The 13,194-nt window shown below is 64.5% G+C and carries 14 protein-coding genes and 1 tRNA gene; 6 read left to right on the forward strand and 9 right to left on the reverse strand.

Annotated features, from left to right (window positions below):
• Nucleotides 1-47 precede the first annotated feature (47 nt).
• Nucleotides 48-725, reverse strand: a complete 678-nt coding sequence (locus tag IH615_RS02595; protein ID WP_291359574.1) for a glutathione S-transferase family protein — start codon at nt 723-725, stop codon at nt 48-50.
• Nucleotides 726-832: 107 nt separating this feature from the next.
• Here IH615_RS02595 and IH615_RS02600 point away from each other — a divergent pair, with 107 nt between their 5' ends.
• A complete protein-coding gene (locus IH615_RS02600) occupies nt 833-1,645 on the forward strand; it encodes an undecaprenyl-diphosphate phosphatase (RefSeq protein ID WP_291359575.1) in 813 nt (270 codons plus the stop codon).
• A gap of 36 nt (nt 1,646-1,681) precedes the next feature.
• On the opposite strand, the gene IH615_RS02605 is transcribed toward IH615_RS02600, so the two are convergent.
• Entirely contained in the window at nt 1,682-2,305 is a 624-nt protein-coding gene (locus tag IH615_RS02605; protein ID WP_291359576.1) for an outer-membrane lipoprotein carrier protein LolA, read from the reverse strand.
• A gap of 114 nt (nt 2,306-2,419) precedes the next feature.
• On the opposite strand from IH615_RS02605, the gene IH615_RS02610 reads away from it, so the two are divergent.
• On the forward strand, nt 2,420-2,725 hold the full coding sequence (locus tag IH615_RS02610) for a hypothetical protein (protein ID WP_291359577.1): 306 nt from the start codon (nt 2,420-2,422) through the stop codon (nt 2,723-2,725).
• 85 nt (nt 2,726-2,810) lie between these two features.
• Here IH615_RS02610 and IH615_RS02615 read toward each other — a convergent pair whose 3' ends face one another.
• The 3 genes from IH615_RS02615 to IH615_RS02625 all read right to left on the reverse strand — a co-directional run bounded on the left by IH615_RS02615 (nt 2,811) and on the right by IH615_RS02625 (nt 7,731).
• The gene (locus IH615_RS02615; protein WP_291359579.1) at nt 2,811-5,537 is read right to left on the reverse strand and encodes a DNA translocase FtsK; all 2,727 of its coding nucleotides are present in this window, start codon (nt 5,535-5,537) and stop codon (nt 2,811-2,813) included.
• Nucleotides 5,538-6,009: 472 nt separating this feature from the next.
• Complete coding sequence (locus IH615_RS02620; RefSeq protein WP_291359580.1) at nt 6,010-7,371, reverse strand: ammonium transporter; 1,362 nt, start codon at nt 7,369-7,371, stop codon at nt 6,010-6,012.
• Between the two features lie 21 nt (nt 7,372-7,392).
• Nucleotides 7,393-7,731, reverse strand: a complete 339-nt coding sequence (locus IH615_RS02625; RefSeq protein WP_046134535.1) for a P-II family nitrogen regulator — start codon at nt 7,729-7,731, stop codon at nt 7,393-7,395.
• A 262-nt stretch (nt 7,732-7,993) separates the two neighbouring features.
• Between IH615_RS02625 and IH615_RS02630 the strand changes: the two genes are divergently transcribed.
• Together IH615_RS02630 and IH615_RS02635 are read left to right on the forward strand one after the other, a co-directional pair.
• A complete protein-coding gene (locus tag IH615_RS02630) occupies nt 7,994-9,211 on the forward strand; it encodes an FAD-dependent monooxygenase (protein WP_291359585.1) in 1,218 nt (405 codons plus the stop codon).
• Nucleotides 9,212-9,214: 3 nt separating this feature from the next.
• Nucleotides 9,215-9,427 carry a KTSC domain-containing protein gene (locus IH615_RS02635; RefSeq protein ID WP_291359587.1) on the forward strand — a complete coding sequence of 71 codons (213 nt, stop codon included), beginning with the start codon at nt 9,215-9,217 and terminating at the stop codon, nt 9,425-9,427.
• Between the two features lie 3 nt (nt 9,428-9,430).
• Here the strand turns inward: IH615_RS02635 and IH615_RS02640 are convergent, their stop codons facing one another.
• The 3 genes from IH615_RS02640 to IH615_RS02650 form a co-directional block, all read right to left on the reverse strand.
• Entirely contained in the window at nt 9,431-9,673 is a 243-nt protein-coding gene (locus tag IH615_RS02640; protein ID WP_291359589.1) for a Trm112 family protein, read from the reverse strand.
• Between the two features lie 62 nt (nt 9,674-9,735).
• Nucleotides 9,736-10,404 (reverse strand): LON peptidase substrate-binding domain-containing protein, encoded by a 669-nt coding sequence (locus IH615_RS02645; RefSeq protein WP_291359591.1) that lies wholly within the window; start codon nt 10,402-10,404, stop codon nt 9,736-9,738.
• Between the two features lie 11 nt (nt 10,405-10,415).
• The gene (locus IH615_RS02650; protein ID WP_291359593.1) at nt 10,416-11,366 is read right to left on the reverse strand and encodes a co-chaperone YbbN; all 951 of its coding nucleotides are present in this window, start codon (nt 11,364-11,366) and stop codon (nt 10,416-10,418) included.
• A 206-nt stretch (nt 11,367-11,572) separates the two neighbouring features.
• Between IH615_RS02650 and IH615_RS02655 the strand changes: the two genes are divergently transcribed.
• A tRNA-Gly gene (locus IH615_RS02655) sits at nt 11,573-11,647 on the forward strand.
• Between the two features lie 101 nt (nt 11,648-11,748).
• Nucleotides 11,749-12,153 (forward strand): DUF1801 domain-containing protein, encoded by a 405-nt coding sequence (locus IH615_RS02660; protein WP_291359594.1) that lies wholly within the window; start codon nt 11,749-11,751, stop codon nt 12,151-12,153.
• A 7-nt stretch (nt 12,154-12,160) separates the two neighbouring features.
• Here IH615_RS02660 and IH615_RS02665 read toward each other — a convergent pair whose 3' ends face one another.
• Nucleotides 12,161-13,087, reverse strand: coding sequence for an aldo/keto reductase (locus IH615_RS02665; RefSeq protein ID WP_291359596.1), 927 nt, complete (start codon nt 13,085-13,087; stop codon nt 12,161-12,163).
• Nucleotides 13,088-13,194 lie beyond the last annotated feature (107 nt).

Consider the following 13,194-nt stretch of genomic DNA (forward strand, 5'->3'; position numbering starts at 1 on the left):
ACCGCAAACGGAGATTCCCGCCTGCGCGGGAATGACCCGGTGAGTTGCTAGAAATCGAGGTCCGCATAGCCCTTGTGCGGCGGCATAGCCACGACGCGGTCGTTGAGCAGGGTGCGGAAGGCAGGGCGCGACTTGATGCGGGAATACCAGTCGCGGGTTTCCCCGGCCTTGCCCCAGTCGATGTCGCCCAGATAGTCGAGCGTGGACAGATGCGCCGCCAGGGCAAAATCGGCCAGGGTCAGGCTGTCGCCGGACAGCCAGGAGCGGGTGGCAAACAGCCAGTTGAAGTAGAGCATGTGCTCGTTCAGGTTCGCCTTGGCCACGCGCAGCACGGCCGGATCGGGCGTGGCGCCCTTCTGGTCGCGCTTGACGATCTTTTCCTCGAGCACATAGCGGGTGACTTCGTCATTGAGCTTGAAGATCACCCATTCGATCAGCCGCCACATCTCGGCGCGCGGCCCCGGCTCGACCGGGATAAGACCGGTGACGACGCTGGGGGTATAGAGATCCTCGATGGTATGGATATTGGCGAGCAGGCCGACAATGGGCTGGTCGTCGTCACCCAGGAAGATGGGCAAGGTGGCGGCGGGGTTGATCTCAAGCAACTCTGCCGTGCGCAGCCAGGGCTTGATCTCCTCCATGTCCAGCGGCACACCGTATTCGGCACACATCAGCCGGATGAGGCGCGAGGCGGGATCGAGGGGATGGTGCAGCAGGCTCGGCATATGGACGCTCGTCTCTTCTTGCGGTTGCCGGGGCTGCTTGGCGCTGTGGGCGAACAGCGCTAGAGCTTGCCAGATATACAGCCCGCCTGACTGAATTAGGGGATCAAATGAACGCCGATCAAGGTCTTTTTGTGCCGCTGATCCTTGGAATTCTCGAAGGGCTTACCGAATTCCTGCCGGTGAGCTCCACCGGGCACCTGCTGCTGGCCGGCCATTTCTTCGGGCTGACCCAGCCGACGACATTCGTGGTGCTGATCCAGCTGGGGGCCATCCTGGCCGTCATCACCGTCTATTTCGCCAAATTGGGCATGCTGATCCGCGATGCGCTGACGGGCAAGGCCTATGCCTGGCAGTTCGCGCTGTCGGTGATCCTGGCCTGCCTGCCCGCGGTCGTGGCGGGCGTGTTGCTGCGGGATTTCATCCAGGGGGATCTGTGGGAATCGGCTGCCCTGATCTGCTGGACGCTGCTGATCGGCGGCATCGTCCTGCTGGTTGTCGACCGGCTGCCACTCGCCCCGAAATATGACGATATCTACCAGTTTCCCTGGCATCTGGCCCTGATCGTGGGCCTGTTCCAGATGCTGAGCCTCGTTCCCGGCGTGTCGCGCTCGGGGGCGACAGTGGTGGGTGGCATGCTGTTTGGCGCCAGCAAGCGCGCGGCGGCGGAATTCACCTTCTTCATCGCCCTGCCGATCATGGTCGGCGCCTTCGGCTACGACCTCTACAAGAGCCGTGACCTGATCGACAGCTCCATCGCCCTCAATGTCGCCATCGGTTTTGCCGCCGCCTTCATCGTCGGGGCGCTGGTGGTGCGGTACCTGCTGGGCTTTGTCAGCAAATACGGCTTCGCCCCCTTTGCCTGGTGGCGCATCGTGGTGGGCATTGCCGGGCTGGTGGCAATCTACGCCCTGGGTCGGTAGCTTTCTTGCCTCTCCCCTTGGGGAGAGGTGAAGGGCTTACTGCTCGAGCGGCTTGTAGGTCGCCGGGATGGAGAAGAAGGCGCGCGGGATTTCCACGTCCTTTTCCACGTCATAGAGTGAGAAGGTCAGCTCGGCGCCTGACGGCTCGACCAGGCTCCACTGGGCCAGTTCCTTGGTGTCGGTCCCGAAGATCAGCGATACCTGCACCGTGCCGGCGACGGTCTCGTCGATCACTGTGATGGCCATGTAGCCATCGGACGTAGTGACATCGACGACATTGGCATTGAGCAGGTCGATCTTGTCGCCGAGGAACTGGCGCAGCGGGATCGAGTCCTGCGGATAGGCGTAATAGGTCTCGTCGCGCCGGTTGAGCACGTAGAAGCCGCGCCCGATCGAGACGATTTCCTCGCGGCTGGGCGGCGCGTAGCGGAAAGCGATCTTGTCGGGCCGCTCGAGGAAGAAGGTGCCTTCGGACCGCCCGCCATTGGTGTCGATCTGGAGGAACCGGCCAACCATGGTACGAATGGCTGAATTATGCGCGCCGATATCGGTGATGAGCTGCTGTTCTTCGGGCGTCAGCGCCCGGTCGAGGGCCCAGGCGGGAACGCCAAGGGCAAAGGCGGCGGAAAGGCCGAGCAGCAGGGCATCGCGGCGAATCATGGAGGAAGGTCCCCGACTATTGGTTGGTTATAGGCTAACCTAGAAAGCAATTGCGGCAACAGGTGGTTCCCACCGTTCAGCTGCCATACAGCTAATGCCATGAGGGAGATGACGATGGCGCGATGGAAATGGGTTGGTTTGGTTATGCTGACGGGGACCGTGCCGGCGATGGCGGCGCTGCCGCCGCACTACCAGCGACAGGATGAACTCGAAGCCATTATCGGGCATGTGGTCGAGGAATTCGGCATCGATCACCCCATCGAGTCCATCATGATGAAGGGCACCGACTTCTATGACGTCATCAGCGGCGCGTGCCGCATGGAGGTGGTCATCGTCGACGTGCCGCCGGCGGCCGGGGCCGAGCCGATGGCCGGCCCGCGCCAGTTCGCTGTCGAATCCGGCCCCTTGGTCTGCGAGTAGGGTTCGGAGCGCCACGCGAGACGCCGGACAAAACGAATGCCCCGGCACTCGGGCCGGGGCTCGGATGTTCTGATGCCCGTCGGCGCTAATAGCCGTCGGCGTTATTGCCGACCAGGATTTCGCGCTTGCCGGCGTGGTTGGCCTGGGAGATGACGCCTTCGCGCTCCATGCGCTCGATCAGGGTCGCAGCCTTGTTGTAGCCGATGGCGAGGCGCCGCTGGACATAGGAGGTGGAGGCCTTCTTGTCTGACAGCACGATATGGACTGCCTTGTCGTAGAGTTCGTCGCCCGAACCGGCATAGTCGTCGCCGCCCGAGGCACCGTCGCCGCCGAATTCGCCGCCTTCGTCTTCCTCCTCGGTGATCGAATCGAGGTAGTCGGGCTGGCCCTGGCTCTTGAGATGGGCCACCACGGCCTCGACTTCGCTGTCGGCCACGAAGGGGCCGTGCAGGCGCTTGGTGCGGCCACCCGAGGCCATGTAGAGCATGTCGCCATTGCCCAGCAGCTGCTCGGCGCCCTGCTCGCCCAGAATGGTGCGCGAATCGATCTTGGACGTCACCATGAAGGAGATGCGCGTGGGGAAGTTGGCCTTGATCGTGCCGGTGATGACGTCGACCGAGGGGCGCTGGGTGGCGGTAATGATATGGATGCCGGCGGCACGGGCCATCTGGGCGAGGCGCTGGATGGCACCTTCGATGTCCTTGCCGGCCACCATCATCAGGTCGGCCATTTCGTCGACGATGACGACGATATAGGGCAAGGGCTCGAGATCGAACTCTTCGCTCTCGAAGATTGCCTCGCCGGTCTCGCGGTCAAAGCCGGTCTGCACGGTGCGGGTGATGACCTCGCCCTTGGCCTTGGATTCGGTGACGCGCTGGTTGAAGCCGTCGATATTGCGGACGCCGATCTTGCTCATCTTGCGATAGCGATCTTCCATCTCGCGCACGGCCCATTTGAGCGCCACCACCGCCTTTTGCGGATCGGTGACGACGGGGGTCAGCAGATGCGGGATGCCGTCATAGATGCTCAGTTCCAGCATCTTGGGGTCGATCATGATCATGCGGCACTGCTCGGGCGTCATCTGGTAGAGCAGGCTGAGGATGAAGGTGTTGATACCCACCGACTTGCCCGAGCCGGTAGTGCCGGCGATCAGCAGATGCGGCATGCGCGCCAAGTCGGCGATGACAGGCTCGCCGCCAATGGTCTTGCCCAGGCAGATGGGGAGCTTGCCCTTCATCTTCTCGAAATCGGAAGAGGCCAGCATTTCGCGGAAATAGACGGTTTCGCGGACCTGGTTGGGCAGCTCGATGCCGATGGCATTGCGGCCGGGCACCACGGCGACGCGGGCGGAGATGGCGCTCATCGAGCGGGCGATATCGTCGGCCAGCGAAATGACGCGGGATGATTTGATGCCCGGGGCCGGTTCGAGTTCGAACAGGGTGACCACCGGGCCGGGGCGGACATTGATGATGTCGCCCTTGACGCCGAAATCGCTCAGCACTTCCTCGAGGCGCCGTGCCATGGCTTCGAGCCGCTCGGGCGCATGCTCGGGCGACGGGCCAAGATGCTTGGGCTCCGACAGCAGGCTCAGCGGCGGCAGCTCGAAGCCGCCGGGCTCATCGAGGAAGGAGGCCTGGGCCTCGCGCATCATGCGCTGGCCGGGCACCGGGCGGGGCGCTGGGGCAGCGACGCGGGGCTTGGCCGGATCGACCGGGTGGAAGCGCGAATCGCCGCGCTGCTGGTGACTGGGTATGGGCGCCGACGGGGCATCGGGCACAAAGGGGATGTCGTCCTCGGCCTCATCAGGGTAGTCGAGTTCGGTATCGTCGTAGCTGGGCCGGGCATTGATGCGGGGCGAGATTTCAGGCTCGGCCGCGAAGGCCGGTTCGACGGGGGCGTGAATACGGCGCGCTTGGGGCGGGGCGACGGAGGGCTCGCGCCGTTCGGCCACAGGGCCGTGACCATCCAGGCTCGGCTCGACCTCGTCGTCGCGCCAGCTGGCGGTCTCGGCGGCCCGACGCTCGGCATGGTTGGCGCGGGCGCGGCGGAACGCGGTGCGCAGCGAATAGCCGGTATGGACGACGGCGCCGAGCACGATATCGACGATCGGGTTGGTCTCGGGCTCATCAGCTTCGACCGGGGCGGCAGCGCCCTTGCGACCGGCGGCGGCTGACGCGGGCTTGCGCGGGCCTGTCGGCACCGCGGTGCCCAGGCCCATGGCAATCCAGAAGGCGGCAGTCGCCGGAATGGCAATGATGATGGCAAACAGCACCGCGGTCACCGCCTGCGGCGCTTCGCCGGTGACGAGCGCGGCCAGTCCGACAAAGCCGTTACCAATGAGGCCGCCAAGGCCAGTGGGCAGCGGCCAGCTTGCCGGCATGGCAACGAAGGAGAGCACGCCCGCGAGCAGCAGCGTGGCGGCGATCCAGGCCAGCGAGCGCAGGCCCATATGGCTGGGCATGCGGCGACGGGCGAAGGCCCAGCCCCACAGAGCGGGCGGCACCAGCAGCGCCAGCGCGGCAAGGCCAAAGACCTGGAATAGCGCATCGGCGATGGCTGCGCCGGGAAAGCCCAGCCAGTTGGCCGGTGCCTTGGATGTCGCATAGGAGAAGCTCGGATCGTCCACCGACCAGGAGGCGAGAGCGACCAGGCAGATGCCGACGAGGCCGAGCAGCACCAGACCCACCACGCGCACCGGAATGCGAATCGCCAGAGCCGGCGGCGGCACCGGAGCGGTCCTGGTGGCGCCGGCGCGCGAGCGCTGCGGCACGGAGCGGATTTCGTCAAGCACTGGCGAGGGAGAACTGGGCATGGGCGAACTCAATACTTGCCCGGCTGAGACCGGGCCCACATTGCCGCCATGCTAGAGCGATCGGGTTAACCCAAGGCTAACCATGGGTGTTGGGAGGGGCCTCTTTACCTCTCCCTTCGGGGAAAGGTCGGAGCGAAGCGACGGGTGAGGGGCCTTTTCTCGGCTCGATGTTGGGGGAAGGCCCCTCACCCGACCCAATAGGTCGACCTCTCCTCCGAAGGGAGAGGTGAAGAAAGAAACGGCCCGCTTCCGGAGAAGCGGGCCAGGGGGACCGCGCGGGTCGCGAGGGAGAGCGTGCCGCGGGTAAAGACGTTGATCGTGGAGTGCGGCCCGTGCAGTTTTGCGAGTGGGAAGCCTCTGTGGCGGGCCAAGAGGGGCACGAGCCGCACGCCACGATCAACGTTCGCATGATCCTTGAGTCGACCATGCGAGGGAGAGGCGGGCGGCGCGGACGCCGCCCGGAAAGTCGGACTTAGTTGTAGGCGCGTTCGCCGTGGCTCGAGAGATCCAGGCCATCGCTTTCGCTCGATTCGGGGACGCGGGCGCCGCCGAAGATGGCCTTGACGATGAGCATGGCGACCAGGGCAACCACACCCGACCAGACCACGGCGATGCCGACGGCAGTGAGCTGGATCATGAACTGGCCAGTGATCGAGTATTCCTCGGCAACGCCCAGCGGATAGCCGCCGAGGCCGGGAGCGGCAACGATGGCGGTGCCCAGGGCACCGACGATACCGCCGACACCATGGATGCCGAACACGTCGAGGCTGTCGTCATACTTGAGCATGGGCTTGAGGTTGACGACTGCCCACAGGCAGACGATGCCGGCAACGGCGCCGAGCACGATGGCGCCACCGATACCGGCAAAGCCGGCAGCAGGGGTGATGGCCACGAGGCCGGCAACGGCACCCGAGACAGCGCCCAGGGCCGAAGCATGGCCGCGGGTGACCTTTTCGCCGATAGCCCAGGCCAGGGCCGCAGCAGACGGCGCCAGGATGGTGTTGATCAGGGCGACGGCAGTCAGCGAATTGGCCTCAAGGTTGGAGCCGGCGTTGAAGCCGAACCAGCCGAACCACAGCATGCCGGCACCGACAAAGGTCCAGACCAGGTTGTGGGGAGCGATCGGCTCCTTCATGTAGCCCAGGCGCGGGCCAAGCACGATGGCGGCGACGAGTGCGGCCACACCGGAATTGATGTGAACCACGGTACCGCCGGCGAAGTCATAGGCGCCCATGCCGAACAGCAGACCAGGGCCGGCCCAGACCATGTGGGCGATCGGCAGATAGGAGAAGGTGAACCAGATGGCGAGGAACGTCAGCAGCGCGCCGAACTTCATGCGCTCGGCGATGCCGCCGACGATGAGGGTGGCAGTGATGCAGGCGAAGGTCATCTGGAAGGCCACGAACACCATTTCAGGCAGCTCGAAACCAGCCGAGAAGGTGGCGGCGGTGGATTCGAGCGTGACGCCCGACAGGAAGAACTTGGAGAAATCGCCGATGAAGGCCGAGAGGCCGCCTTCGGTGGGGCCGGCAAAGGCCAGCGAGTAGCCGTAGGCAACCCAGAGGATGGCGATCAGCGAGAAGCCGAGGAACACCTGGGTCAGCACCGAGAGGATATTCTTGGCGCGGACCAGGCCGCCATAGAACAGGGCGAGGCCCGGCACGGTCATGAAGATCACGACCATGGTGCAGACCATCATCCAGGCGGTGTCACCCTTGTCGACAACGGCCGCGGCTTCTTCAACGACGGGCGCGGCAGCGTCCTGGGCAAATGCGGGCAGGGCCAGCAGGAGGGAGGCGAGTGCGACGCTTCCCAAAATCTTTGACGTCTTCATCTGTTTTTCTCCCGATGACGCTTAGAGGGCAGCCGCGCCGGTTTCACCGGTACGGATACGGGTGACGGCAAGCAGATCGAGCACGAAGATCTTGCCATCGCCGATGCGACCGGTCTGGGCGCTGTCGCGGATGGCGGTGCTCACGGCATCGGCGAGCGCGTCATCAACGGCGATCTCGACCTTGAGCTTGGGCAGGAAGTGCACGGCATATTCGGTGCCGCGGTAGATTTCCGAATGCCCCTTCTGGCGGCCATAACCCTTCACCTCGGTCACGGTCATGCCGTGAACGTCGAGTGAGTTGAGAGCCTGGCGAACCTCTTCGAGGCGTGATGGCTTGATAATTGCGATCACCAGTTTCATGTGAGCCCCTTTGCGCTTGGCGCTTGTCTGGAATGGCAAACTAGACTCAAGCGCCGTGCCAGTTGGACAGCACCCCTAAAATCCGCATGAATTCAAAGGGTTAACGATTTGAAAATCGATCCTGCGCGTGCGGCCCAACCGAAATGCGTAATTATTGTGCATTTCTGGACCGAGTTGAACAAATATGAAGCAGCGCCGCGGCGATCCGCGCGCTTGCGCAAAACGACAGCAGGACCACAATAGAACTCCAAGGAGACCGGAGATGAGTGAGCAGGCCTATGACGTGCTGATCGTCGGCGGTGGCCCAGTGGGGCTGACGCTGGCCCTGGCACTGGTGCAGTCGGCAAGGGGCATCCGTGTGGGCCTCGTCGACCGGCGGCCGCTTTCGGTGCCGCGGGACGCGCGCGCCTCGGCCATCGCCGCCGGCGTGCGGCGCGTCTTCGAGACGCTGGGCGTGTGGCCCGGCATGGCGGGGGCGGCGCAACCGATCACCACGATGCGCATCACCGATTCGGGCCAGGGTGATATTTCGCGGCCCCTGTTCCTCACCTTCGACGGCGATATCGCACCGGGCGAGGCCTTTGCCCACATGGTACCCAACAGCGTCAGCGCGCAGGTGCTGCTCGACGCTGTGGCCGATAAGATCTCGGTCATCGCACCGGCAACGATCAGCGGCTATACCGTCGAGGGCGGGGCAGCCCGCCTGATGCTGGACGCTGGCCGCATCCTGACTGCGCCGCTGCTGGTTGCCGCCGATGGTGGGCAATCCGCGCTGCGCGGCATGGCGGGCATCGGCGTCATCGCCCACGACTATCAACAGACCGGGCTGGTCACCACTATCGGCCATGAACTGCCCCATAACGGCGTGGCCTATGAGCATTTCCGCCCCGCCGGACCCTTTGCCAGCCTGCCGCTGCCAGGCAATCGCTCTTCGCTGGTCTGGACCGAGAGCCGGGAGGCGGCGCCACGATTCCTCGCCATGGAGCAGGCGCAACTGGCCCGGGAGATCGAGGCGGTGATGGGCTCGACGCTGGGCGCGGTGACGGTGGAGGAAAAGCTGATGGGCTTTCCGCTCCGGCTGCAGATCGCGCGCGAATTCGTCGCCCCGCGGCTGGCGCTGGTGGGCGACGCGGCCCATGTGGTTCATCCCATTGCCGGCCAGGGCCTCAATCTGGGCCTCAAGGATGTGGCGGCTTTGGCCGAAGTGGTCATCGAGGCGATCCGCCTGGGGCTCGACCATGGCAGCGACGACGTGCTGGGCCGCTACCAGAGCTGGCGCCGGCTCGATACATCGGCCATGGCCGCGATGACCGACGGACTCAACCGGCTCTTTTCCAACGACCTGGCGCCGGTGCGCGCCTTGCGCGATTTCGGCCTGGGCCTGGTGGATCGAGCCGGCCCTATCAAGTCGGCGCTGATCCGCACCGCTTCGGGTGTCTCGCCCAGCGGTCCGAGGCTGCTGAGCGGTCTGCCGATCTGAGCCATGGTCCGCTTCGATTCCAGCGCCATCTGGCGAGCGGAATATGACCCGGACGAGCAGTTGCTGCAGCTGTGGTTCACGGGCGATGCGCTGCCCTATGGCTATCGCCACGTCCCCGAGGATGTGTTCGACGAACTCTGTGCCGCCGATTCGCAGGGCCGGTTCTTCGCCGCCCATGTCCGCGACCGCTACGAGGTCATTCCACCTCCTGAATGACGGCTAATGGCCGTCCTTGAGGTCGGGCAACTCCCGCAACGCTTCCGGCTCGACGGTGCGGGCCTCGTCGAGACTGAGCAGGGGCACGCCATTGACGACGGGGAAGGCCAGGCGCGCCGCCACCGAGATCAGTTCGGTCCGGTCGGCGGAGAGCATCAGCCGCGTCTTGGTCAGCGGACAGACCAGCATTTCGAGCGTCTTCACATCAAGGACATGACGCGGATTGACCGATGGCGCCTGGCTCATGGCGGGGTCTCAATTGTCGCGTTTCCGAACCGCAGAACCGTATCCACTTTTGCTGAAAACACTCAATTCAGCGGAGCAGCGCCGCCGCTGCCGCCACGGGCAATTTCATATTCGGTCATGGCGATCAGCGTCTCGGCGCGCTGCTCCAGCGTCTGCGCCTCAAGCAGCACCTGCTTTTCGGCTGGACCATAGGGCCCCACCATGCAGCAGAAATTGACGAGGTCGGCAGTGCCGGTGCGCTCGATCTCTTCCCAGTTGAGCTCGATGCTGGCGAATTCGGCATAGTCGCGCATCATGCGGACGAAACGCTCGCGATCCACCGCCTCTTCGCCGAAGTCGCGGGTGAAGTCGGTGGCAAAGTCTTCGGCCGAAATCACGCCCTGCCGATAGGGCGTCATGACCGTGAGTTCATGCACAAGGCGGAAGCGGGAAACGCCTTCGAGGATAATGAAATAGCGCCCCTCGCCGCTTTCCTCGAAATGGGTCAACCGGCCGAGGCAGCCGATCGACTGCAGCGGGCTGCGACCCTTGGGACTCTCTTCCGACGTGTCCTCGGGCTGGATCAGCCCAACCAGGCGATCGCCGCGGAGGGCCGCGTCGACCATTTCGATATAGCGCGGCTCGAAGATGTTGAGCGGGCGGTGCGAGAAGGGCAGCAGCAAGGCCCCGCTGAGCGGGAAGAGCGGCACCGACTTGGGCAAGTCGGCTGGCGATGCGGGGCGCTTGAGCATGATGGCGTTCCTCAGGAGAACAGGGCAGCCGACAGCATGCGGCGACCCTTGACGGTTGCCGGGTCGCGCGGACCCCAGGCATCGAAGAATTCGAGCAGCTTCTTGCGGGCGCCGTCCTCGTTCCAGGTGCGGTCGCGCTTGAAGATGGCGACCAGCGCCTCGGCCGCCTCGACCTTGCTGCCTTCGGCATTGAGCGCCAGGGCCAGATCGTAACGGGCCTGGTGATCATCCGGATTGGCCGCGACAGCGGCCTCCAGCGCCGCGGTCTCGCTGAGATTGGCGGCCTCGCCGAGGAGCCGGATGGAATTGACCAGCGTGGTATAGACCTCGCCCTTTCGTTCGGCTTCGGGGAGCAGGTCGAGCGTGGCCTGGGCCTGTTCGGCTTCGCCGGCAGCCAGATAGACACGCGCGAGACCGAGCAGTGACGTGGCATGGTCGGGCTGGTGCTGCAGCACCATGCCGAAGATCTGGGCGGCGCGGCCGAGATCGCCAGCGGTGAGAGCTTCCTCGGCGGCGGCGACGGCTTCGGTTATCTGGGCCTCGATCGAACCTTCGGCAGGCTGCGGCGCCGGGGCGCCGTCAATGACGCGCTCGGCAAAGCGGCGCACTTCGCCCTCGGGCATGGCGCCCATGAAACCATCGACCGGGCGGCCGCCGGCAAAGGCGAATACGGCCGGGATCGACTGCACGCCAAGCTGGCCGGCAATCTGGGGATGCTCATCGATGTTGATCTTGATCAGCCTGATGGCACCGGCCTTCTCGTTGACCACCTTTTCAAGCGCCGGCGTCAGCTGGCGGCAGGGGCCGCACCACGGCGCCCAGAAATCGACCAGCACCGGCTGGTCGAGCGAAGCATCGATCACATCGGCCTTGAAGGCCTGATCGCTCGAATCCTTGATCAGGGCGCCAGCAGGAACGGCAGATTGAGGGGCGGCGGCAACGCCGCTAAACGGGGTGGTCATGACGGAACGAGGCCCTTGCAGCTAGGCGAAATCTTGAAGTTCTGGACACTTCTTGCGCCCGCGAACGGTGATGTGACAAGCCCCTCAACCCACAAGGCGGCACTAAGATGACGGTCGGGCCAAATTGTGGGTTGCAATCGGACAGGTGATTGGGCATATAGGCGCGCGTCGCCGGACTGCCAAGGCAGTGCGGCAACAAACGGAGCGCGGGTGTAGCTCAGGGGTAGAGCATAACCTTGCCAAGGTTAGGGTCGTGGGTTCGAATCCCATCGCCCGCTCCAAATCTCCTCCGGGAGAAACGATCAAAAGGCCAGACGCAAGTCTGGCCTTTCGTTTTTTTGCGACCTGTGGTGGGCTGAGCGGACCGATCCGCGAGGTTGGGATGCAGCGCTTCAAGGTGGACACGATCGACGCGTTCAACGCGGCCCAGGCGCCCGGCGATCGGGAAATCTGCGACCTGATCCGGGCGGCCATAGCGGCGAACCTGCCAGAGGCAGAAAGCAAGATCTGGCACGCCCATCCGGTATGGTTTCTCGCCGGCAATCCCATTGTCGGCTATTCCAAGCTCAAGAGCTGCATCCGGCTGCTGTTCTGGAGTGGCCAGTCCTTCACCGCGTCGGGCCTGGCGCCCGAGGGCACGTTCAAGGCCGCCGAGAAGCGCTACACCGCCCCCGAAGAGGTCGATCCGGCAGAAATTGCCCGATGGGTCGAAGAGTCCCGGACGGTGCAGTGGGACTACAAGAACCTGATGAAGAAGGGCCGGCTGGAGCGACTGACCCTTCCATAGGTGCGGTTTACGGCAAGATATGCCCGGCGGCGCGGAACAGGCGGTACCATTCCTCGCGGGTGAGCTGGACATCCGAACCCGCAGCCGAATCCTTGACCCGGCCTGGATTGGTGGTACCGAGCACCACCTGAATCTTGGCGGGATGCCTGACGATCCAGGCCACGGCAATGCCGGTGGGCGTCACGCCATATTTGGCGGCGAGGGCATCGATGTCGGCATTGAGTTCGGGATAATCCTTGTCGCCAAGGAAGACGCCGTCGAAAAATCCCTTCTGGAACGGCGACCAGGCCTGCAGCATCATATTGTTGAGCCGCGAGTAATCGAGCAGGCCATTGTCGCGCGAAATCGACTGGTCGAGGCCGGCCATGTTGGCGGCAACGCCCTGGGCGAAAAGCGGCGCGTGGGTGATGGAGAGCTGCACCTGGTTGGCGACCAACGGCTGCTTGACCGCGCTCTTGAGCAGTTCGATCTGCCCCGGCGTGTGGTTGGAGACGCCGAAATGGCGCACCTTGCCTGCGGCAACGAGCTGCTCGAAGGCCTCGGCGACCTCTTCTGGCTCCACCAGCGTATCGGGGCGATGCAGCAGCAACAGGTCGAGATAGTCGGTCTTGAGCGCGGCCAGCGAGCCATCGACGGTGGCCAGGATGTGCTCCCTGGAGAAATCGAAATAGCCCTTGCGGATGCCGACCTTGGACTGGATGACGACCTGATCGCGCTGGGCCGGGGTCAGCGTTACCGCCTCGCCGAAGCGCTTCTCGCAGAGGTGGCGCTCGCCGCCATAGATATCGGCATGGTCGAAGACGTTGATGCCGGCGTCGCGCGCAGTACCGACCAGCGTCGCGATCTCGGCATTGCTCATCTTGGAGATGCGCATCAGGCCGAGCACAACGCTGGAGACGGTGCGGCCGGTGTGAGGCAGGGTATAGGTTTTCATGATGCTGTCTTTCCGGCGGTTGGTCGCCCAGGATAGCCGCCGCCTGCCCCGCTGGCACCGTCTACTATGCGGATGTCCGGGACCGCCAAGCGTGGCGGCGACGATTG

The organism is Devosia sp., assembly GCF_014860165.1.
Classification (GTDB): Bacteria; Pseudomonadota; Alphaproteobacteria; order Rhizobiales; family Devosiaceae; genus Devosia.

What these genes read in the sequence shown, in the direction of transcription:
- IH615_RS02595 (WP_291359574.1), bottom strand. Translation starts at nt 725, where the DNA reads ATGCCGAGCCTGCTGCACCATCCCCTCGATCCCGCCTCGCGCCTCATC.
- IH615_RS02600 (WP_291359575.1), top strand. Translation starts at nt 833, where the DNA reads ATGAACGCCGATCAAGGTCTTTTTGTGCCGCTGATCCTTGGAATTCTC.
- IH615_RS02605 (WP_291359576.1), bottom strand. Translation starts at nt 2,305, where the DNA reads ATGATTCGCCGCGATGCCCTGCTGCTCGGCCTTTCCGCCGCCTTTGCC.
- IH615_RS02610 (WP_291359577.1), top strand. Translation starts at nt 2,420, where the DNA reads ATGGCGCGATGGAAATGGGTTGGTTTGGTTATGCTGACGGGGACCGTG.
- IH615_RS02615 (WP_291359579.1), bottom strand. Translation starts at nt 5,537, where the DNA reads ATGCCCAGTTCTCCCTCGCCAGTGCTTGACGAAATCCGCTCCGTGCCG.
- IH615_RS02620 (WP_291359580.1), bottom strand. Translation starts at nt 7,371, where the DNA reads ATGAAGACGTCAAAGATTTTGGGAAGCGTCGCACTCGCCTCCCTCCTG.
- IH615_RS02625 (WP_046134535.1), bottom strand. Translation starts at nt 7,731, where the DNA reads ATGAAACTGGTGATCGCAATTATCAAGCCATCACGCCTCGAAGAGGTT.
- IH615_RS02630 (WP_291359585.1), top strand. Translation starts at nt 7,994, where the DNA reads ATGAGTGAGCAGGCCTATGACGTGCTGATCGTCGGCGGTGGCCCAGTG.
- IH615_RS02635 (WP_291359587.1), top strand. Translation starts at nt 9,215, where the DNA reads ATGGTCCGCTTCGATTCCAGCGCCATCTGGCGAGCGGAATATGACCCG.
- IH615_RS02640 (WP_291359589.1), bottom strand. Translation starts at nt 9,673, where the DNA reads ATGAGCCAGGCGCCATCGGTCAATCCGCGTCATGTCCTTGATGTGAAG.
- IH615_RS02645 (WP_291359591.1), bottom strand. Translation starts at nt 10,404, where the DNA reads ATGCTCAAGCGCCCCGCATCGCCAGCCGACTTGCCCAAGTCGGTGCCG.
- IH615_RS02650 (WP_291359593.1), bottom strand. Translation starts at nt 11,366, where the DNA reads ATGACCACCCCGTTTAGCGGCGTTGCCGCCGCCCCTCAATCTGCCGTT.
- IH615_RS02660 (WP_291359594.1), top strand. Translation starts at nt 11,749, where the DNA reads ATGCAGCGCTTCAAGGTGGACACGATCGACGCGTTCAACGCGGCCCAG.
- IH615_RS02665 (WP_291359596.1), bottom strand. Translation starts at nt 13,087, where the DNA reads ATGAAAACCTATACCCTGCCTCACACCGGCCGCACCGTCTCCAGCGTT.